General features: G+C 68.2%; 22 protein-coding genes and 1 pseudogene. 10 read left to right on the top strand and 13 right to left on the bottom strand.

Annotated elements, in window-relative coordinates; translation table 11 throughout:
- Together HC022_RS03850 and HC022_RS03845 are read right to left on the bottom strand one after the other, a co-directional pair.
- A partial coding sequence (locus HC022_RS03850; RefSeq protein WP_303049046.1) for a thioesterase family protein occupies nt 1–209 on the bottom strand: 209 nt, incomplete at its 3' end.
- A gap of 16 nt (nt 210–225) precedes the next feature.
- Nucleotides 226–560: pseudogene (locus tag HC022_RS03845) on the bottom strand (transposase); the annotation flags it as partial.
- Between the two features lie 216 nt (nt 561–776).
- Between HC022_RS03845 and HC022_RS03840 the strand changes: the two are divergent.
- From HC022_RS03840 to HC022_RS03810, 7 genes are all read left to right on the top strand, one after another.
- Nucleotides 777–1,259: a LysR substrate-binding domain-containing protein gene (locus tag HC022_RS03840; RefSeq protein WP_254884918.1), complete on the top strand. Its 483-nt coding sequence runs from the start codon at nt 777–779 to the stop codon at nt 1,257–1,259.
- Between the two features lie 824 nt (nt 1,260–2,083).
- The gene (locus HC022_RS03835; RefSeq protein WP_008888196.1) at nt 2,084–2,335 is read left to right on the top strand and encodes a hypothetical protein; all 252 of its coding nucleotides are present in this window, start codon (nt 2,084–2,086) and stop codon (nt 2,333–2,335) included.
- A 287-nt stretch (nt 2,336–2,622) separates the two neighbouring features.
- Nucleotides 2,623–4,959, top strand: coding sequence for a multicopper oxidase family protein (locus HC022_RS03830; protein ID WP_167451403.1), 2,337 nt, complete (start codon nt 2,623–2,625; stop codon nt 4,957–4,959).
- A 234-nt stretch (nt 4,960–5,193) separates the two neighbouring features.
- Nucleotides 5,194–5,502, top strand: a complete 309-nt coding sequence (locus tag HC022_RS03825) for a cyclophilin-like fold protein (protein ID WP_167451402.1) — start codon at nt 5,194–5,196, stop codon at nt 5,500–5,502.
- Between the two features lie 315 nt (nt 5,503–5,817).
- A complete protein-coding gene (locus HC022_RS03820; protein ID WP_175583442.1) occupies nt 5,818–6,879 on the top strand; it encodes an MBL fold metallo-hydrolase in 1,062 nt (353 codons plus the stop codon).
- Between the two features lie 328 nt (nt 6,880–7,207).
- The gene (locus tag HC022_RS03815) at nt 7,208–7,534 is read left to right on the top strand and encodes a hypothetical protein (RefSeq protein ID WP_167451401.1); all 327 of its coding nucleotides are present in this window, start codon (nt 7,208–7,210) and stop codon (nt 7,532–7,534) included.
- Between the two features lie 20 nt (nt 7,535–7,554).
- Nucleotides 7,555–7,842, top strand: coding sequence for a hypothetical protein (locus tag HC022_RS03810; protein WP_167451400.1), 288 nt, complete (start codon nt 7,555–7,557; stop codon nt 7,840–7,842).
- Between the two features lie 76 nt (nt 7,843–7,918).
- On the opposite strand, the gene HC022_RS03805 is transcribed toward HC022_RS03810, so the two are convergent.
- Together HC022_RS03805 and HC022_RS03800 are read right to left on the bottom strand one after the other, a co-directional pair.
- Nucleotides 7,919–8,383, bottom strand: a complete 465-nt coding sequence (locus HC022_RS03805; RefSeq protein WP_089959526.1) for a group III truncated hemoglobin — start codon at nt 8,381–8,383, stop codon at nt 7,919–7,921.
- Nucleotides 8,380–9,030, bottom strand: coding sequence for a metalloregulator ArsR/SmtB family transcription factor (locus HC022_RS03800; RefSeq protein WP_254884917.1), 651 nt, complete (start codon nt 9,028–9,030; stop codon nt 8,380–8,382). Before HC022_RS03800 ends, HC022_RS03805 begins: the two co-directional genes overlap by 4 nt.
- Nucleotides 9,031–9,134: 104 nt before the next feature.
- Between HC022_RS03800 and HC022_RS03795 the strand changes: the two genes are divergently transcribed.
- Nucleotides 9,135–9,737, top strand: a complete 603-nt coding sequence (locus tag HC022_RS03795; protein WP_008888068.1) for a superoxide dismutase — start codon at nt 9,135–9,137, stop codon at nt 9,735–9,737.
- A 199-nt stretch (nt 9,738–9,936) separates the two neighbouring features.
- Here the strand turns inward: HC022_RS03795 and HC022_RS03790 are convergent, their stop codons facing one another.
- The 8 genes from HC022_RS03790 to HC022_RS03755 all read right to left on the bottom strand — a co-directional run bounded on the left by HC022_RS03790 (nt 9,937) and on the right by HC022_RS03755 (nt 18,281).
- Nucleotides 9,937–10,722 (bottom strand): ABC transporter ATP-binding protein, encoded by a 786-nt coding sequence (locus HC022_RS03790; protein ID WP_167451398.1) that lies wholly within the window; start codon nt 10,720–10,722, stop codon nt 9,937–9,939.
- A complete protein-coding gene (locus tag HC022_RS03785) occupies nt 10,715–11,530 on the bottom strand; it encodes an ABC transporter ATP-binding protein (protein WP_167451397.1) in 816 nt (271 codons plus the stop codon). The genes HC022_RS03790 and HC022_RS03785 overlap by 8 nt, the downstream gene beginning before the upstream one ends.
- Nucleotides 11,527–12,390, bottom strand: a complete 864-nt coding sequence (locus HC022_RS03780; protein ID WP_167451396.1) for an ABC transporter permease — start codon at nt 12,388–12,390, stop codon at nt 11,527–11,529. Before HC022_RS03780 ends, HC022_RS03785 begins: the two co-directional genes overlap by 4 nt.
- Nucleotides 12,387–13,310: an ABC transporter permease gene (locus tag HC022_RS03775; RefSeq protein ID WP_008888178.1), complete on the bottom strand. Its 924-nt coding sequence runs from the start codon at nt 13,308–13,310 to the stop codon at nt 12,387–12,389. Before HC022_RS03775 ends, HC022_RS03780 begins: the two co-directional genes overlap by 4 nt.
- A gap of 77 nt (nt 13,311–13,387) precedes the next feature.
- Nucleotides 13,388–14,926, bottom strand: a complete 1,539-nt coding sequence (locus HC022_RS03770) for an ABC transporter substrate-binding protein (RefSeq protein ID WP_167451395.1) — start codon at nt 14,924–14,926, stop codon at nt 13,388–13,390.
- 54 nt (nt 14,927–14,980) lie between these two features.
- Nucleotides 14,981–16,405 carry an amidase gene (locus tag HC022_RS03765; RefSeq protein ID WP_167451394.1) on the bottom strand — a complete coding sequence of 475 codons (1,425 nt, stop codon included), beginning with the start codon at nt 16,403–16,405 and terminating at the stop codon, nt 14,981–14,983.
- 105 nt (nt 16,406–16,510) lie between these two features.
- A complete protein-coding gene (locus HC022_RS03760; RefSeq protein ID WP_167451393.1) occupies nt 16,511–17,425 on the bottom strand; it encodes a proline iminopeptidase-family hydrolase in 915 nt (304 codons plus the stop codon).
- 64 nt (nt 17,426–17,489) lie between these two features.
- Nucleotides 17,490–18,281 carry an autoinducer binding domain-containing protein gene (locus tag HC022_RS03755; protein ID WP_167451392.1) on the bottom strand — a complete coding sequence of 264 codons (792 nt, stop codon included), beginning with the start codon at nt 18,279–18,281 and terminating at the stop codon, nt 17,490–17,492.
- A 184-nt stretch (nt 18,282–18,465) separates the two neighbouring features.
- Between HC022_RS03755 and HC022_RS03750 the strand changes: the two genes are divergently transcribed.
- Together HC022_RS03750 and HC022_RS03745 are read left to right on the top strand one after the other, a co-directional pair.
- The gene (locus HC022_RS03750; RefSeq protein ID WP_167451391.1) at nt 18,466–19,137 is read left to right on the top strand and encodes a penicillin acylase family protein; all 672 of its coding nucleotides are present in this window, start codon (nt 18,466–18,468) and stop codon (nt 19,135–19,137) included.
- An 82-nt stretch (nt 19,138–19,219) separates the two neighbouring features.
- Nucleotides 19,220–19,552 (top strand): NAD(P)/FAD-dependent oxidoreductase, encoded by a 333-nt coding sequence (locus HC022_RS03745; RefSeq protein WP_368484608.1) that lies wholly within the window; start codon nt 19,220–19,222, stop codon nt 19,550–19,552.
- A 223-nt stretch (nt 19,553–19,775) separates the two neighbouring features.
- Here HC022_RS03745 and HC022_RS03740 read toward each other — a convergent pair whose 3' ends face one another.
- Entirely contained in the window at nt 19,776–20,159 is a 384-nt protein-coding gene (locus HC022_RS03740; RefSeq protein WP_167451405.1) for a LysR family transcriptional regulator, read from the bottom strand.
- Nucleotides 20,160–20,198 lie beyond the last annotated feature (39 nt).

Genomic DNA, 20,198 nt, shown 5'->3' with positions numbered 1-20,198 from the left:
AGCATGAGCGTTTCGATGGTGGCCGCAAGGCTGCCGTCTTCCTGCAGAATGCGGTGAAAGAGCTTCATCTTCTTGCCTGCCCCTTCGAGCATCTGCGTCGTCGAGGTGAGCACCGCGCCGCGGTGCACCTCGTCGAGATGGCGGATGCGGGTGTCGACGGTGAAGAAGCTCTTGCCGCTGGCGACATAGGCGTCATCGGCGCCGACCATCGGCATCATGCCGGCGGCGGGACAGCGTGCTGAAGTCTGGCACCACCCAGTTCAGACCGATTAGAGAAAGCGGGCTCTCGACGAAACCGGTCGTCTGCTGCAAAGCCATGCCGAACAGCACCTTCATCGTCAGGAAAGTTTGACTGGCGGTATCGCTGTGGGTCTGTTGTCGGCCACGCCTGCCAGTCGGCGTGGCATCCTAAATCATCTCGGGGTCAAACCAACCTATCGTGACATTGCTGCGCAATGCACTGCCGGTCAACGGATCGTCAGAGGGCCACGGCGCTTGGGCGCTTCATTGCAGGCCGGCGAATTCCTGGTCTTGTAGGCCGGGGGGATAGGTTGGCTCATGGAACCCAGCTACCATACTGGATTCACAAGATGAATCGCTCACGCGATTTGTGCAGCAGAGCCTCGCACATGTGCAGAAGCGTCGCTTCCTTGAGGATCCCGAGGTCGTTGAAGTTCTCGAACCGGCCGAGATAGGCGGGGCTGCAAAGCAGGGTGAACCCGACTGCGAACAGCGGTTCGGTCTTCAGGTGGGCGCGCGGCTCCTGCCCGAAGGCGATGAAGGTGTCGATCTCGGGGTTGCCCGAGTTCTACGCCGCGCATCCGGAGATGACGGTAAACGTGCAGGCCCCCGCGACCGACCTCCCGCATCTTTCGCCTGGTATCGGCATCGCCATCCGCTACGGCACCTGCGGCTGGCGCGAGGGCACGACGCTGAAGCTCTTCGACGAGCGGATCTGCCCGGTGGCCGCGCCCGCCCAGCTGGAGCGGTTGCAGGCCGAGGGCGTGGGTCTCGACCGGGCGCCGCTCATCCATGTGCGCAGCCCGCACAACCAGCACTGGGCGGGGTGGGAGGACTACCTTCGCGCCCGGGGCATCCCGCGGGCGCGCCTCTCGGGGCAGATCTTCAATAACTACGTGCAGGCGGTGCTCGACGGGCGCGGGGTCATGCTGGGTTGGCGCTCCATCGCGAGCGGCGCGGTGCGCGACGGGGCGCTGCGGATGTGGCCGGAGGGCGAGCTCGGCCTCGGCACGTCCTAATTTCGTCACCGGGGCGCGGCGCCTCTCCGGCCCCGGGCAGGTGTTCCTCGATTGGATCGCGGCGGTTGATCGGGCGCCCGCCTGATGGCCCGTGACTTGCCATGCGCTGAGGGCAGGGCAGGTCTGCAGTGCTGACCATTGCGCTGCGTCGCAGCAATTGCTAGTTTAGCGTTAACGGCGCAGCGATGTGCTACAGAGTTTCCTGGGGTTCTCTCCTCCTCCCTGAACCCCGGAAATCAGCGGCGACCCTCTCTCCTCCTCCCTGAGGGTCGCCGCGCTCCCCTCTTCCTTTACAGATCCGGTGGCCGAGGCCGTTCCGTCTTCCGTCACACCTGTGCCCATGGCCGGCGTCTTTCGCGTCCGGTCTCTCGCGGTCCCGTGCGATGCGGACTCGCTGGTGCAAGGCTGCGAGTCGCCGCCGCGCTGTGGGCTGTCAAACCGGCACGGGCTCGCCATGGTCGGGTCTTCCTTTGCGGGAAAGGTCTTATTTCATGGATAATCCGTGATTTTGGCCTTAGATCGTCATGTAGGTGCGATTCTGCACAGTCATGTGCGGATTTTTGAAACCGACCGGTTTTGCAACCATGAGATCACGGAAACTCCCACCCGCGAGATTGCAGGAACCGGTCGAAATATCATATTTCCGCAATATTATGAGACTCATCTTGCACCCGTTGATCCCATCTTCACACAAACGCGAGAGCGTTCGTGAGCCATTCGGTGATTTGCAAACGTCGTGTCAAAGGATCAGATATCTCTCATCCGAAACACACGGAAGTTCGTGACGCACCTGAATGTGCGTCAGCACACTGAAAGGGACCAAAATGAAAAACGTCGCACTCTTCACCGCCGCCGCTCTTGCAGCATCGACCCTCTTCTCCGGCGCCGCTTCGGCCCAGAGCTCCTACAACACCGGCGATTTCGCCCGTGCCGCTCTCGAGAAGATCGCTCCGAACGCTGACGTGTCGGCCCTGAGCAACGCCGAAGCCGTCGCCGTGTTCCAGGCCGTCCAGTCCGAAAACAGCGCCGGCAACCGCGCAGCTCGCGCCGAGTCGATGATCAACGACTTCAACTGAGCCCGTCGGACCACCGACACCCCGATCCGTTCAGGATCCCACAGGGGCGCCATTCATGGCGCCCCTTTATGCGTCTGCCCCCATAGGACCACCCGTCCCCAGCTCCGCCGGGAAACCTCCGGTCGTCGCGGACAGCCCCCGGATCCGACCGTCCCGGGCACAGATGCACTCACTTTTTTTACGTGTGATAGCGCATTCCATTCAATCTTGAAGAGAATCCGTTCGCGTGAGACGATCCTTGGATACTCACGAAACATTTGAAATTCAGATTGAGGACCCGATTTGCCATGCGCTCTCAGCTCATTCGTCGATCGACGCTGCACGCCGTTTCCGGACTCGTCGTCTTTCTTTCCCTGACCGCGAGCGGTGCCACCGCACAGGACATCGCCACGCTGCCCCGCGCCGCCGCCATGGCCCGGACCTCGACGCCGGACTGGCTGGTGCCTACCGGCGGGCTGGAGCTCGCGCCGCCCGCGCAGGCCAAGGCGATGATCGAGACCGACGACTGCCTCGGGGCGGATGTCTGTTACGACCTGTCCCTGCGCTATGTCGACGGCACCTTCCGCAATCCGTCCTTCCCGGAGGACGACCCCCGAGGCTTCGACGATGTGCGCCTGCGCGCCTACGCGGGGCTGGTACTCGACGACACCGGCGCGCCGGTCGCGCAGAACACCCCCTTCGTCGCAACGGTGGTCGAGATCGCGCCCGGTGACACGTTCCGCCTGACCTTCGAGAACGAGCTGCCGCGCCCGGGGGACATGGTGCTTCCGGGCGAGGCGGCGAACGGCGGGCCGCTGCGCTGCACCGGGGAGCCCGCCGATCACAACACCCCGCATTGCTCGAGCTTCAACCTCACCAACGTGCACACCCACGGGCTCTGGGTCAGCCCCCTGGGGAACAGCGACAACGTGCTGCTGACGGTGAACCTGGGCATCAAGTTCACCTATGAGTACAACATTCCCAACGACCACCCGGCGGGCACCTTCTGGTACCACGCCCACCGTCACGGCTCGACCGCCCCGCAGGTGTCGAGCGGCATGGCGGGCATCCTGCTCATCCGCGGCAACCGGCAGCCAGTGCTCGGGGCCGGGGGCTGGGCGCTTCCGGGGGATCTCGACGTGGTGCTGCCGCGCCCGGGGGTCGGCTCCTACAACGTGGCCTTCCCAGAGCGCACCATGCTGTTCCAGCAGATCGCCTATGCCTGCCGCTGGACGCGCGCGCAGGTGAACGCGCTGGCCGATGGCGGAACGGCACCGGACGCGCTGCCCGCGGTGGGCTCGATCAAGACCGACCCGGCCACGGGCAACTGGATCTGCGACGAGGGCGACGTGGGCGGGGTCGAGCCCGGCCCGGTCAGCGCCTTCGACCAGCTCACGCCCGCCGCGTGGCCCGCCTCGGGACGCTACACCGCGATCAACGGCGGCATCCAGCAGGAGCAACCCGGCGCCGTCGCCGGGCGGGTCGAGCGCTGGCGGCTCATCCACGGCGGGGTCCGCGAGACCATCGGCCTGCAGATCCGCAAGGTCGAATCCCAGCCCGCCGAGGCGCTGCGCACCCGGCTGGCTGACAGTTCCGAGGGCCGCGAGAGGGCAGGCGAGACCGTGGAGCAGTTTTGCTCGGGCGTGCCCATCGAGCTCGTGCGTGTGGCGACCGACGGGCTGACGCGTCCCGACATTCTTACCGGCTCCGAGGTCATCCTGCAGCCCGCCTATCGCGAGGACATCCTCGTGAGCTTCCCCTCGGAAGGCACCTACTGCATCGTCGATGCCGAGAGCGCGGCGCAGGCGGACATCAACGTGAACGACAACGACAGCGCCATCCTCGGCTTCATCGAGGTGGCGCCCGCGGAGGCCCCGCTCGAGGGCGGGGGCGGCGGGGACCACGTGCTGGCGATGCTCGGGCAGTCGATCTCGGCGACGATCACCGACCCGGACGCGCGCGAGTCCGCGCTCTCGGATCTCGCCGACGGCCGGCTCGACGCCTTCGTCAAGCACCGCGATATCGCGGATCACGAGGTCTCGGGGCAGCAGACCGTGGGCTTCGCGCTCAACCTCAACCCCACGGGGGTCGCCTTCGAGATCGGGACCTTCGTGCCGACCCATGTCAGCAACGGTGCCCCCTTCGCGCTGGTCAATGCGGCCTCCTATGAGGCGACGCGGATCGACCGGGTGCTGCCGCTCGGCGGGGTCGATGAGTGGACGCTGTCCTCCTTCGGCAGCATCCCCGTGGGTCACCCGTTCCATATCCACGTGAACCCATTCCAGATCGTCGAGGTGCTGAAGTACCGGCCCGATCCCGGCTGCCCCTCGGCCGAGGGCGCGCAAGGCTGCGACATCGATCCGAACGATCCCTCGACCTACATCGACGTGAGCGGCCCGGACGGGATCGAGCCACAGTACGCGGGCTTCAAGGGCGCGTGGAAGGACACGCTCTTCATCCTGCCGGGCTACCTCGTGAAGACGCGGACCCGCTACGAGCGCTACATCGGCGACTTCGTGATGCACTGCCACATCCTCGACCACGAGGATCAGGGGATGATGCAGAACATCCGCATCGCGCTGCCCGACGGCAAGGGCGGTTTCGACCGGCCGATGACGGAACACGGGTCGCATTCCGGCGGGTGAGATGGCGAGGCGCTGCGCGCGGCGCGCGGCCGGGGTGTGGCGCGCCGTTTGCCGAGGCATATCGGTTGAGGCGGGGTTGAGGGGTGCATGGCCGGTGGCGATGGCATCCTCTGCCTCTGCCTCTGCCTCTGCCTCTGCCTCTGCCTCTGCCTCTGCCTCTGCCTCTGCCTCTGCCGCCCGGCGCGGGCTATCGGGCCGATCAACGCGCTCCGACCGAACCGGTGAGCAGGAGCGTTGCAGGCCAAAAGCGGCGGAACCGCCGACGCGTCCCGGGACTTCGCCTCGCTGCTGCCGATCGAGCTCACGCTGACCGATTGCCACGGCATCGAGAAGGTGGCCGACCTGCCCCGTCGGCTCGACGACCGCGGAAGCCCGCGCGCCTGTGCGCGGACGACCGGCCACATCGCGCAGTCCCGCCCGTCGCGCGACATTGCCATCGTCTCGTCCTCTGTCGGGTTGCTGCGGCTGGGGTGCTTCGACGGCGAGATGGGGACCACCGGCCAGAGCGGCGCGGTGCCTGTGCGGATCGAGCGCGCCGAGTGATCCTGAGCGCTTCGCCGACAGGGCGCCGCCCCGCAGCCGCGGGCTATCGTTGGGCGCAATCGACGTACGGCGGGCGGGCCCGGTCGATGACCTCAGGCATTTGGGGCGGGGGCTTCGAAGGATCATCCTGCCCTCACCTCTCGACCAGCCCCGGCTCGCGCACTATCTCGGTTCTGAGATGGGTCGCGCTGCGGCCCGGCTGTCGAGCAAGATGGACAATGGCCAGCGTCCCGCAGCGCCGCCATTTCATGTTCCGAACCGAGTCCCCGATCCCGGGGGCCTGGATCTTCCCGCGTTTGCATCGAGGGATCCGTGATGAGCCGCCGTCCCGCCTTTCGCTCTGCCGCCGCGACCCTTGGGCTTGGCGCCGTGGGTGGACTCTTTGCCGCCTGTGCGCGCGGGCCGCGCAACCCCTATTACAGCGGGCCGGTGAGCGATCACTTCGATGGCACGCGTTTCTTCAACCCCGACGGCGCGCCGCCCCGCGGCTTTCGCGACCTCCTGCGCTGGCGGTTCGGCAACAAGCCCGCCGAGTGGCCCGCGACGGTGCCGCTTCAGGCGCAGGTCCGTCCCGCCGACCGCGTCGATGACCTGACCGTCACGATGGTCGGCCATGCCACCATGCTGATCCAGACCGCCGGGCTCAACATCCTCACCGACCCGGTCTGGTCGGACCGGGCCTCGCCGGTCTCCTTTGCGGGGCCGAAGCGGGTGATCGCGCCGGGGATCGCCTTCGACGACCTGCCGCCCATCGACGTCGTGCTGCTGTCGCACAACCATTACGACCACCTCGACGTGGCCACGCTCGGGCGCCTGAAGGCCGCGCATGACCCGCGGGTCATCACGCCTCTCGGCAATGACACGTTGATCGCCGGGACGGGTCTGCGCTGCGAGACGCTGGACTGGGGAGACCGGACCACGGCGGCGCATCTGGGCGTGCATTGCGTGCCCTCGCACCACTGGTCCGCGCGCGGGGTCGGGGATCGGTCGATGGCGCTCTGGGGCGGGTTCGTGCTGACCGGAGGGGCGGGGCCGCTGCTCTTCATCGGCGACACCGGCTTCGATCAGGGCCGCCCCTACAGCGCCATCCCGGACCGCTTCGGCCCGCTGCGCGCGGCGCTGCTGCCCATCGGGGCCTACGATCCGGAATGGTTCTTGGCCGACCAGCACCAGAACCCGGACGAGGCGGTGCGGGGGCTGATGCTGAGCGGGGCCGCCTATGGCATCGGTCACCACTGGGGCGCCATCCAGCTCACCAACGAGTCCCGCGAGGCGCCGTTCGAGGCGCTCGAGACCGCCAAGCAGACCCATGGCATGGCCCCGGATCGCTTCCGCGCGCTGCGCCCGGGCGAGGCCTGGGCGATCCCCGCCGTCTGAAAAGGGTCCCGGCTCATTGATGGGCGGCGCTCATGCCTGCCTGTAGTCTTCCACGGATTTTCATGGTGCGTAGGCGCCGCTACATCGTGGGCCAGAGGCGGCCACCCGTGCCGCCGAGCGACCCAGCCGGCCCCAGGACGGGCCGCAAGATGAAAAGAGCTTAGGGGTGCTTCAGGAAATCCACACCCTCCCCAACGGTGTCGCCGGTCCGAAACCCGGCCTAGGCACATGGATGATCGAAGACGAAAAGGTTGCCTTGCCGCAAGGCAGCCGGTGAACGTCTCGAGGGGGCTTCCTTGCAGGGTCGGGCGCGTTGGTGCTTGCAACCATGCTTCCGCTGCGCCCGAAGCGTGGGCAGGAGGCTGCTGCTGTCGAGGCCTGTCTCGAGCTGCGTCCGGACGGCACGGCGCTGCTGCGCAGCCCGTTCATCGAGGGCGGGCAGGTCATCTTTACTGCCACGGCGCAGATCGTCGGCGAGGAGCGCGACCTCGCGCCCGAGAGCTTCTCGGTCGAGATCGCGCCCGCGGGCGGCCCCTTCGCCATCATGGGCGGCGACGGCCTGACCGGCGGCAGCATGTCGACCCGCACCGGCTACCGGGTGATGCGCAGGCCCGGCGCCGCCGCGCGGACGATGCTGTCGAGGCCTCAGAGCTGACCACCTAGCCCGGCACCGCGGTGTATGAGGCCTCGGGCCGTGGCGCCGCCTATGCCGATCTGGCCGCCGCCGCGATGGACACTCCCGCGCCTGCCGAGCCCGTGCTCAAGGATCCGGCCGACTTCCGCTGGATCGGTTCGGACCTGCGGCTCTTCGACGTGCGGGCGAAGTCGACCGACCGCCAGTCATACGCCATCGACGTCGCGGCCGACCGCATGCTGCTGGCCGCGCCGCGCCTCGGCCTCACGCCACCGTCGTTCACCATCCGGGCCGGGACTGAGGCGATGCGCGGCGTGCGCTCGGTGTAGATGCTCGACGGCACCGGCCGGGCCCGCGGCGTCGCCATGGCTCCGCCCTTCGCCGCATCGGGGCCATGGCTCCCGGTCAGGGATAGTCTTCGCGGGTGAGCGGCGGGCGGAAGGTCAGGATGTCGCCGCGGTGCATCGCGATGTTCATGCGAAACGCCTCGGCCACGCGCTCGGAGCGCGCGATGAAGAGCGCGGCGGTGCGCTCGGGGCAGAGGTCGGTCACCGTGTGCCGGAAGATCGCGAGCCAGCGCCGGAAATGCGCGTCGCCCAGCTCCTCGATGGCGAGGTGCTTCGGCATCGGCTTGCCGGTGTAGCTGCGCGTGCCCAGCAGGGCGGAGCTCCAGAAGGCGGTGATCTTCTCGAGGTGTTCCGGCCAGTGATCGTCGGCGATGCGGGCGTGGAACACCGGTCCGATGAGGGGGTCCGCGCGCACGAGGTCGTAGAAGCGGTGCACGACGCGGCGGACCATGGCCTCGTCGAGACCTTCGGCGATGGCCTCGTCGGTGGTCGGCTCGTGCCGGCGTTTGCGGGCCGGGATCATTCCGCCGTCTCCCGCACAACGTAGGTGCAGCGGCGCCCGCCGCTCACGATGTGCTCGTCGCGCTCGATGGTGGCGCCGCCGCCGAGCGCGTTCTGGAACACCGCCTTCTCGGCGCGGCAGAAGCCCTGGCAGAAGCTGGCGGCGGCGCAGATCGGGCAGTGGTTCTCGACCAGCAGCAGCGCGCCGTCCTCGCCCTCTTCCACCTGCGCCATGTAGCCCTCGGCATTGCGCAGCTCGGCAAGTTTCTCCAGCCGCTCCCGGGTGCCGGCGCAGCCCGACAGGGCGTCGAGGTAATGCGCCAGCGTCGTCGCCTCGCGCTCGGCAATCACCCGGTCGAGCGCCTCGGCGCCCAGCACCTCGGAGATGCTGCGCAGGATGTCCACTGTCAGCGCCGCATGGGTGTCGGGAAAGCGCGCCTGTCCCTTTTCCGAAAGATGCCAATAGGTTGAAGGCCGTCCGCGACCTGAGCTGCGGCGCTCTTCGGTAACCAGCCCGTCCTCGTGCAGCTTCAGGAGCTGCTGGCGCGCGGCCTCGCCGGTGATGCCGTGCCGGCGCCCGACCTCGGCCGAGGTCTGGGCGCCCTGCATCTTGAGCGTCATCAGCAGCCGCTCGGACGGGGCCCGCGGCGACCACGCCTTATTTTCCAAGTCATCGCTTGACATATTGTCCCCGATGTTTATCAAAGCTCTTGCTTGTTTAATTAACCAAACGGGCCGCGACGTGCAAGCGTCGGCTCGAAAGGAGACCCGAGATGACCTTTGACCTTCCCGCCCTGAGCTATTCCCACGCAGCCCTTGCCGAGCGCGGCATGAGCCAGGAAACGCTCGAGCTGCACCACGACAAGCACCACCAGGCCTATGTCACCGCGCTGAACGGCTTCGTCGAGGGCAACGCCGCCCTGCAGGGCAAGAGCCTCGAGGAGATCATCGCGCTGTCCTATGGCGACGAGTCGCTGGCGGGCGTCTTCAACCAGGCGGGCCAGCACTGGAACCACATCCACTTCTGGAACGCACTGTCGCCCAACGGTGGCGGCATCCCCGGCGCGCTTGAGGCCAGGCTGGTCGAGTCCTTCGGCTCGGTCGACGACTTCAAGGCCGCCTTCAAGACCGCGGCCACCACGCAGTTCGGCTCGGGCTGGGCGTGGCTGATCCAGAAGGCCGACGGCAGCCTCGGCGTCACCAAGACCCCGAACGGCGTCAACCCGCTGGCCACAGGCGAGGGCACCGCGCTGCTGGGTCTCGATGTGTGGGAACACAGCTACTACGTCGATTTCCGCAACCGCCGGCCCGACTACGTGAGCAACTTCCTCGACAACCTCGCGAACTACGAGTTCGCCGAAGCCAACCTCGCCTGACCGGCTGCCACCGGCCCTGCCCAGCCAGGCGCGGGGCCGGTCGTCCAGTGCTGGAGGGGGAACGAGTTAAGGTATCTCCGGGCCCGGGTGCCCTGCCGAGGGCTGGGTGTCGCGTGTGGCCCCCCATGACGAGGGCGGGGCGATTGCCATTGCGCCGCGGTTGCGCGCAAGCCGGGAGGAGACGGCGGCCCCGCGCCGGTCAGCGGCGGCGGCCGATGCGGGGGACGGCTTCGAGCAGCGATTGCGTGTAGGGATCCTGCGGGGCCGAGATGATCTGCCGGGTCGAGCCCTGCTCGACCAGCCGGCCCTTGTGCATCACCGCGATGCGGTCGCAGAACTTCGCCACCGCCGCCATGTCGTGCGAGATGAAGAGATAGGAGGTCGTGCCCTTCAACTCGGCCATCAGGTCGAGGATCTGCTCGCGGATCGACACGTCGAGCGCCGAGACCGCCTCATCGGCCACGATCACCGAGGGCCCGGTCGAGATCGCGCGTGCAATGGCGATGCGCTGGCGCTGCCCGCCGGAGAATTCGTGCGGGTAGCGCCCCGCCGCGTCGTGCGGCAGGCCCACCCGTTCCAGCAGCGCCGCCGCCGTGGCGAGGTTATGCGCCAGCTGACGGCTGCCGTGGGCGCGCAGGGTCTCGTGGATCTGCCGTCCGATGGTCATGCGCGGATTGAGCGAGGCGTAGGGGTCCTGGAAGATCATCTGGCATTTCGCCAGCCGCGCGTTGCGCTCCGCCCGCCCGACCCCGGTGATCGCGGTGCCCTCGTGAAGGATCTCTCCCGAGCTCATGGTCTCGAGCCCCACCACGATGCGCCCGAGCGTGGACTTGCCCGAACCGCTCTCTCCGACGATGCCCAGCGTCTCGGCATGCCCCACCGTGAGGCTCACCCCGTTCAAGGCGTGCACATCGCGGCCGTTGACGCGGAAGCTCTTGGTCAGGTCGCGGACCTCGATGGCCGGCGCCGGCGTCTGGTCAGCCATGCAGACCTCCGTCCGTGAGGGCCTCTTCGAGGCTCATGTGGGCGCCGATCAGCGCCTTGGTGTAGGCCTCGCGCGGGGCGCGGATGACCTGCTCCCACGGGCCGTGCTCGACCACGTGGCCGCCCTGCATGACAACGACGCGGTCGGCGACCTCGGCCACCACGCCGATGTCATGGGTGATGAGCAGCACGCCGTCGCCGGTGCGGTTGCGGATCTCGACCAGCAGGTCGAGCACCTGCGCCTGCACCGTGACATCAAGCGCCGTCGTCGGCTCGTCGGCGATCAGCAGCGACGGCTCGAGCGTCAGGGCCGCTGCGATCATCACCCGCTGGCGCATGCCGCCCGAAAGCTCGTGCGGGAAGGAATTCATCACCCGCTGGGGCTCGGGGATTCCCACGTCGGCCAGCGCCTGCAGCGCGCGACGACGGGCGGCGCTGCGCGACATGGCGCGGTGGCGCACCAGCCCCTCGGTCATCTGGCGTGCAATCGAGAGCACAGGGTTGAGGCAGGTCATCGGCTCCTGGAAGATCATGCCGATACGGTTGCCGCGGATGTTCTCCATCTCGCGCCGCCCGCAGGCTGCAAGGTCGCGGCCCTCGAAGAGAATGCTCCCCCCCACATGTGCGCTGTCGGGCAAGAGCGACATCACGGCGAGCGAGACGCTGCTCTTGCCGCTGCCGGACTCGCCCACGAGCGCCACGATCTCGCCGGGGTTGACGTCGAAGCTGACACCGTCGACGGCGGCAGTAGCGTCCGGGCCGCCGTAGCGGATCGACAGGTCGCGGACGGAGATCAGGGCCCCGGTCATGAGCGCCTCCTGCGGCTCTTGGGATCGGTCAGATCGCGGATGCCGTCGCCGATCAGGTTGAAGCTCAGCACCGTGAGGCAGATGGCGAGGCCGGGGAAGATCAGGATCCACGGCGCGCGGCTGATGTAGTTGCGCCCCGAGGCGAGAATCGATCCCCATTCCGGCGAGGGCGGCTGCACGCCCAGCCCGAGGAACGACAGACCCGCCGCCGACAGGATCGCCGAGGAGAACCCGATGCTGCCGATGACGATGAGGCTCTGGAGGATGTTGGGCAGCACCTGGATGCGCATGATGCGGGCGGGGGCGGCCTGGGCGATCTGCGCCGCCTCGACATAGGGCTTGGCGCGCTCGACGGCGGCGAGCCCATAGGTCACGCGGGCGTAGAAAGGGATCAGGCTGATCGCGATGGCGATCGTCGCGTTCTCGACCCCGGGCCCCATGAAGGCCACGAGGGCCAGCGCCAGGAGCGTGTCGGGGAAGGAATAGACCACATCGACGATGCGCAGCAGCAGCGCCTTCACCCGCTCGGGGCAGAAGGCGATGATCATGCCGAAGGTCACCCCGAAGAGCAGCCCCACGGCCACCGCGGCGAACCCGATGCCGAGCGACAGGCGGGCGCCCAGCAGCACGCGGCTGAAGAGGTCGCGGCCCAGCTCGTCGGTGCCGAACCAATGCGCGGCGGTGGGGCCGGTGAGGCGCGGGCCCGAGGCCATCTTGAAGGGATCGTAGGGCGCGATCCACGGCGCGAGAATGGCGGCCAGTACGACGATGCCGAGGATCAGCGCGCCCACGGCGATATTCCACTGGCGCAGCGCGGCGGGCAGACGCCGGGGGCGGTGGTTGGTGGTGGTGTCGGTCATCGGCGGCGGACCCTCGGATCGAGCAGCCCGTACAGCAGGTCGAGCGCGGTGGTGACGAGCACGATGGACGTGGCGAAGATCACGATGAACCCCTGCACCAGCGGGTAGTCGCGCTGCAGCATCGCCTGGATGGCGAGCCGCCCGATGCCGTTCCACGAGAACACGTTCTCGGTGATCACCTGGCCGCCCAGCAGGTGGGCGAAGACCAGCCCGACCACCGTCACGACCGAGATCATCGCGGGCCGCATGGCGTGGACGAGAAGCACCTGATGCTCGCGCAGGCCACGGGCGCGGGCGGTGCGGATGTAGTCCTCGTTGAGGATGTCGACCAGTGCCGAGCGCGTCATCCGGGCCACCAGCGCGCTGTGCACGACGCCCAGCGTCAGCGCGGGCAGGACGATGTTGCGGGCGCTGGTGCCGGCGACGGGGAACCAGCCAAGGTGCAGCGAGAACACCTGGATGAAGGTGAGCCCCATCCAGAAGCCGGGGATCGAGACGCCGAGGATGGCGATCAGCATCACCGCGAAATCGGCGGCCCGTCCGCGGTTCACCGCGGCGATGAAGCCCATCGGGATGCCCAGCACCAGCGCGGTGCCAAGCCCTGCCACCGCCAGCGCGATGGTGTTGGGCAGGCGGTCGAGCAGCAGCTCGGCCACCGGCTCGCCGCCCCGGATCGTGGTGCCGAGATCGCCCTGCAGCGCGTTGCCGGCATAGAGCAGCGCCTGCTTCCAGACCGGTTGGTCAAGCCCGTACTGGGCGGTGAGGCGGGCGATGTCGTCGGCATCGGCGCTGCCCGACTGCGCCAGCATGGCGGTGATCGGGTCGCCGGGCACGACATGGATCAGGACGCCCGCGAGGATCACCACCACGAGGATGGTGATGAAGGCGGTCAGCAGGCGTCTGGCGACGTAAAACAGCATGGGCGGGTCCGGTCGGGGAATGCGGGGAGCCGGCGCAGGATGTCCCGCGCCGGCCCGGCCTCAGGTGCGCGGGGCGCTCACTCGGCGATCTTTACGTCGTTGAAGAGGATCGAGGCGACGAAGCCGGTCTTGAAGCCGTCGATCTTGTCGGACGAGGCCCAGAGCCAGTTCCAGCCCGGCGACACCAGCGGCACGGCATAGCCCTCTTCCAGCAGGATCTTCTGGATCTCCTGCAGCTTCTCGACACGGGCATCGCCGGTCAGGGTGCGCTGCTCGTCGAGCATCGTGTCCATCTCGCCGCCGAGGCCCATGTTCACGAAGCCCGGGGTCTTCCACATGGTGGTCATGTAGTCCGAGTCGACGCCCGAGTAGCCCATGGTCCAGACTACCGGGGTGCCCTCGGTGCGCATGTTCTCCTGCGACATGTGGTCGAAGAAAGCGGCGACCTCACGGGTCTCCAGCTCGGCCTGCACCCCGATCTCGGCGAGGTTCTGCTGCATCATCTGGTGCATCTGGTCGAAGCCCGGCAGCGCGTGGACCGAGAGCTTGACCTCGAGCGGGCTGTCCTGCGTGTAGCCGAGCCCCTCGAGGATCGCGCGGGCGGCGTCGGGGTCATAGCTCACGCCCCACTCGGCGCATTTCTCTAGATCGACACCGATCAGCCCGGGCGCGGCGGGGCAGGTGGTCGGGCTCACGAGGCCTTCGTAGGCGATCATCGCGTAGGAGTCGCGGTCGAGCCCCATGCCGATGGCACGGCGCACGCCGGGGTTGTCGAGCGGCGGGATCTTCCAGGTGAAGGCGGTGAGCACCTGCTGGCCCGAGAGATCGGCCGAGTAGACCTTGAACGCCGGGTCGCTGTCGAGCAGCGCCGCCTCTTCCAGCGAGGGCTCGGCGAGGTCGACCTCGCCCGAGCGCAGCGCCGCCATGCGGGCGACGGCCTCGGGGATCACCACGAGTTTCAGCTCGTCGACATAGGGGCGGCCCGGGTTCTCGATCAGCGGATTGAAATTCTGGTACGCGTCGTTGGCCGCCAGCGTGATGTGGTCGTTGCGCGACCATTCCACCAGCTTGAAGGGGCCGGTGCCAACGGGCTCGAAGCCGCCGTCCGCGGTGACCGAGCCCTGGCACATCATCGGGATCGAGAACGAGCCGAGGTAGGACATGAGCGGGCCGTAGGGCTCGGTCATGGTGACGGTGACCACGTTGCCCTCGGCGGTGACGCTCTCGATCGGACCATACTGCGCGAGGCGCGGGTTCTTGGTCTCGGGGTCGCGGGCGCGGTCGAAGGTGAAGACCACGTCCTCGGGGGTGAAGGCCGAGCCGTCGTGGCAGGTGAGACCCTCGCGGATGGTGAAGGCGTAGCTCAGGTTGTCGTCCGAGATCTCCCAGCTTTCGGCAAGGCCCGGATGCGCCTCGCCCGACGCGTCGAGGGTGACCAGCGTGTCGAACATCAGGTTGGTGATCTGGCTCGACTGGGTCGTCGAGACCTGCTGCGGGTCGAGCCCGTCAGCATCGACGCCGCGCGCCACGGTCAGGGTCGCGGCCATGGCGGGCAGGGCCGTCAGTGCGGTCGCGCCGGTCAGCAGCGCGAAAAGGGTCTTCGAGGCTTTTGTCATCGGTTCGGTTCCTGTTGGAGGAGGGGCTGCAGGCTGAGCCTGTCGTTCTGGCGTCTAGGCGCCGTAATGGATCGGAGGCCGGCTATCGGCCCACGGCCGTGCGGCCTCGAGCTGGCCGGCAAGGCGGAAGAGCAGCGCCTCGGCGGCGGGGCGGGCGGCGAACTGGCAGCCGATGGGCAGCCCGTCGGCATCGTGCGTCCCCGGCACCGACATCGCGGGCGAGCCCGAGATGTTGAAGAGATGGGTGTAGGGCATCCACGCGAGGTAGTTGGTGTAGTGCTGCTCGGGCGTGACGCTCAGGTCGAAGCTGCCGAGCCGCACCGGCGGTTTGGCCAGCGTCGGCGACAGGAACACGTCGTAGTCGTCGAAGAGCGACAGCACCGCCTGCGCCACCTTGTGCGTCCCCGCGAGACACTGCGCGTAGTCGGTGGCCTTGATGGTGCGGCCGCGCTGGATGATGTCCCAGATCACCGGGGCGAAATCCCCTGGGCCGACAGGACGGCCGAGGACCTTTTCCTCGACCTCCATGTCGGTGGCGTACTCGGCGTTGATCATCATGTTGAAGTCGCGCCAGCCGCTCTCGGGCAGGTCTATGTCGCGCCATTCACAGCTGTGGCCGAGCTCTTCGAGCAGCTTCACCTGCGCCTCGACGGCGCGGATGCAGTCGGGGTGGGTCGGCGCGCCGTAGGGCGCCCTGGTCGAGACGGCGATGCGCAGCTTGCCCGGCGTCCGGCCTACCTCGGCGGCGAAGTTGCCGCCCACGGGGGAGTTGTAGAACTGGTGCGGATGCGGGCCCGCGGTGGCATCGAGCAGCGCCGCGCTGTCGCGCACGGTCCAGGTCAGCGCGTGCTCGCACAGCATTCCCATCCAGCGGTCGCCGTCGGGCGCCGCCGGGTTGCGCCCGCGCGAGGGCTTCATGCCGAAGACCCCGCAGCACGAGGCCGGCACCCGGATCGAGCCGCCGCCGTCGTTGCCATGCGCCATCGGCACGATCCCCGCCGCCACCGCCGCGGCGCTGCCGCCCGACGAGGTGCCGGTGGTGTGGGCCGGGTTCCACGGGTTGTGCGAGGCGCCATGGGCGCGGGACTCGGTGCTCCAGTCCATCGCGAGCTCGGGCACGGTGGTTTTGCCGAAGATCACCAGCCCCGCATCCTTGTAGCGCTTCACCAGCTCGGTATCCGCCTCGGCGGGCCGGTTCAGCCGCGGGCCCCAGGCCGAGCCGGTGGGCTGGCCCGCGTAATGGGCCGTCAGGTCCTTGAGCAGGAAGGGCACGCCCCTGAAGGGACCCGCCGGCAGGCCCGCCCGGATGGCGGCGCGGGCTGCGTCCTCGAAGGTCGAGACCACGACGTTCAGCGCGCCGTTCACCGCAGCGGTCGCGGCCATGGCGGCGTCGAGCAGGTCGTCGGGCGTGGTTTCGCCACGCCGCACGAGATCGGCAAGCCCCACGGCATCGTGGGCCAGGTACTCTTCGGGCGTCATTGTCTGTCTCCGTTGCCGACCGGGAGCGCCGTGTCGGCGCGCACCGGTCCTGTTCCGCAGGGTAACGCCAACGGCGCGTAGCGATAGCTATCGGAACTGATAGGGTCAGGCGTCGTCGCGGCTGCGCAGGTAGGCGCTCACCTCTGCCATGCAGGCTTCGCGCTCCTCGTAGTGGGGCATGTGGCTGGACTCCTCAAAGACGACCCAGCGGTTGTCGGGGATATTCTCGACGAAGGGCTTCACCACCAGCGGCGTGGCCTCGTCGTGGCGACCCGAGATCACCAGCGTCGGAACGTCGATCTGCGAGAGCCGCTCCTCGACGGTCCAGTCCTTGAGCGTGCCGATGACGTGGAACTCGGTCGGGCCGTTCATCGCCCCATAGACGGTGGGATCCTCGGCCATGGCATCGAAGGTGCGCTGAACCTCGGCGGGCCACGGGTCACAGCGGCAGACGTGCGCGCGGTAGAAGACATCCGTCGCCGCGAGGTACTCGGGGTCGTCCATGGTGCCGGCCTGCTCGTGCTTGAGCAGCGTCTCGTGGATGCCGCCGGGCAGCGCCTTGCGCAGGCAGTTGGCTTCGGCCACCCAGGTTTTCATCGAAGCGGGCGAGTCCGCGATCACCAGCGCCTTGAGACCCTCGGGCCGCCGAACCGCGTGCTCCGAGCCCAGCATCCCGCCCCAGGACTGGCCAAGATAGGCGTAGCGGTCGGCGATGCCCAGCGTCTTCAGCAGGTTGTCGAGTTCTGCGAGGAACAGCTCTACCGTCCAGAACTCGGCGCCCTTCTCGGGCAGCCGGGTCGAGGCGCCGCAGCCGAGCTGGTCGTAGTGGATCACCGCCCGGCCATCGAGGGCGGCGAGGTCCTTGAAACTGTCGACGTAGGAATGGGTGCAGCCCGGCCCCCCATGGGCCACCACCAGCGGCAGCGGCCCCGCGTCGAGATCGCCCGTCACCCGATACCAGGTCTTCCACTCTCCGAATTCGGCAAAGCCTTCGCGCACCGATATGGTCTCCGACGCCATGTCCCTGTCCCTTCTGGTCGTTCGGGGACAACGCTACCCGGCGCGGGACGGCGCGGCCTAGCTCTCAGAAATGAGGTATCCGGGTGGAGGGGGGGCAGATCAGGCGCCGCCGCGTGGCGATGGTCACCGCGTGGGTGCGGTTGCGGGCGCCGAGCTTCCGCATCGCGGCGTTGAGGTGCATGACCACGGTCGGCACCGAGCGGTCGATGATCCGGGCGGTCTCCTTGGCGGAGTTCCCGAGGGAGGCATAGGTCAGGCATTCGCGCTCGCGCGGGGTCAGCCGGACCTCCTGCGTGCCGTCCTCGTGGTCGAAGCCCAGCAGCTCGACCGCCGACTGGTTGAAGAGATGCGCGATGAGCGACAGGTCGGCGATGGCGCGCGAGGTGCCGCCTGACCAGTTCTGCCGACGCCCGAGGCTTACCCCGGTCACCGTGGCGAAATCGCCGTTGGGCAGGTGGATCGGCACCGTCACCCCGGAAAACACCTCGCGCTCGCGCAGGTAGGACATGACCGGCTCGATGTCAGGGGTCAGCATCGGGCGGATGATGCTGTCGATGTCGGAATCGTAGCTCCAGCAGAACGGCGCCGCGCTGCGCATCGCCACCCGCTGCACCGGGTCGAGGCGGATGTACTCGTCCTCGGACCAGTGCTGACGCATCTCGTCGCCGAGGTTGCGTTGCTCGAAGACCGAGGGGATCGGCACGTCGGCGCCAGGGCCGCTGACCATCGGCGTGTAGTCATAGATCATCCCGTCGAAGCCGACGCCCTGCATCTGGCGGAAGGCGGCATCGACCCGCTGCCCGAGATGGCTGCCCTCGGACAGGCGGTTGCGGATGGACTCTATGGTGTCGTGCATCTGGTGATCCGATTGGTCCCGATCTTGCGCTGTCCAGTCTTCATAAGCGGGGGCCCGAGGGCGACCTGTCAACTCTGATAGGTGGCGCGGGCATGGGGCGCGCGCGTAAGTTCGGCAGGAACTGTCCGCATTCCGGTACGCTGCCGAATTCCCGGGCGTCCCGGAAGACACGGAGCCTCCGCCCATGTCCGCCCTCCATGCCCCCGCCTTCGAGATCTGGCGCGAGTCTGTCGGCATCCCGCACATCCGGGCCAAGAGCGATGCCGCCGCGTGGGAGGGGCTCGGCTGCGTGCATGTCCGCGACCGGCTGATCCAGATGGACCTCACCGGGCGCCGCGCGTATGGCCGGGTGGCCGAATGGGCCGGACCGGAGGCGCTGCCCGGCGACCGCTTCGCCCGCCGCGCCGGGGGTGAGGCGCTGGCTCGGAAGAACCACGCCGCACATGGCGACGAGGCGCGCGCCCTGCTCGACGCCTACGCGCGCGACGCCAATGCCGAGATCAAGCGGTTGCGTGAGGCCGGCCAACTGCCGAGGGAATACGCGCTTCTCGACCAGCCTGAGGGCCCGGATCCGTGCCAGCCCAGGGACAGCATCGCGGCGATGCGGCAGATCGGGCTCGCCACGGGCTCGGTCCGGCTGAAGCTCTTCCGGGCGGCGGCCCTGCCCTCGGTCGGGCCCGAGGGCATTTCTCTGCTGCGCCACGACGATGGCGGGCAGGATCGCTTCGTGCTGCCGCCGGGCACCGACGGCAAGCGTTGGGTCGCTCCACTCGCCGATCTCGCGCCCTCACCCATTCATCAGGTTCAAGGGTTTCCGGGACCGGCGTGTGGCCAAGCGTGTCGTATTTCCAATTGAACGATGTGCTATGAATGCAAAGCCAACTCGGCCGGGCTGTCGCCGGAAAATTCTGCGTGTTTTTTGACCGGAAAACCTATCCGTGACCATTATAAGCGATGACAAAAGGCAAATCGCCGCGCGGAGCGCCCCCGACACGCGCCAGCTCGAGCGCGGCAAGGCGGGTATTTCCGACCTGATCGAGATCGGGGCCCGGATGGATGAGCCGCAATGGTCCGGTGCGCGGCCCTGCCTGCCCGACATGCTGCCGCTCGTGGGGCCCGCGCCGCGTCATGCGAGGCTCTGGATGAACTTCGGCCACGGCCATCAGGGCTTTACCCTCGGGCCGACCACCGGCGCCCTGCTTGCCCAGATGGTCGCGGGGCAGCCGGACGACGGGTTCGACGCCCTTCTGCCAGCGAAGCGGGTGGCGTGATGAGCGTCCACTCCGACACCCTCGCTGCCGAGTTGGCTTCTGCTGAAGGCATCTGACGCGCCCGCACCCCGCGAAGCGCGGCGGCCCTCGTCCATGCCGCGCAGGAACGCCTTGGCCTCACGCCTGAGATGACGACGCTGGGCAAGATCTTCGGCGAGCGTGCTCTTCGTGCTGGTCAGCCTGCCGTTCTTCCGGCTGTCCCGCGTCCGGCGCGGACCGCGCTTTACCTGCGCACCGGCGCCGCCGTGCCGGGGATTGCCGTGGCATCGCCGCTGCCCGGCCCGCCGATCCGCTTCGAGGCGCTTTCGCCGCTGCTGGCCGCCGTTCTGGCGGGCGCCTGCTGCGCCGTGGGGCTGATCGCGCTGTTCCCCCATGGCGCCCCGGCCAGTGTCGGGCGAAGCGAGTCTGTCGTCCGGTCGAAGAGCCGGAGGCCAAGCGTATCTTCGAGCTTGAGAATGCGCCGCATGAGCGCCGATTGCGACAGCGCGAGATGCCGCGCGGTGGTCCCGAAGGCGCCGGTTTCGCCCAGCACTGGAAAGGCCTCGAGAGAGACGAAATCGAAACTGGTGTCAACGGCGGAGCAAAACCAGCCACAGGGCGCAACGATCGGAGGACGTGCCGCCAGGTTCGGGATCCCGCGGCGTCG

Source organism: Salipiger sp. HF18 (genome assembly GCF_011806505.1).
In the GTDB taxonomy this organism is placed as follows: domain Bacteria; phylum Pseudomonadota; class Alphaproteobacteria; order Rhodobacterales; family Rhodobacteraceae; genus Salipiger; species Salipiger thiooxidans.
This window is presented reverse-complemented; position numbering and strand designations above follow the sequence as displayed.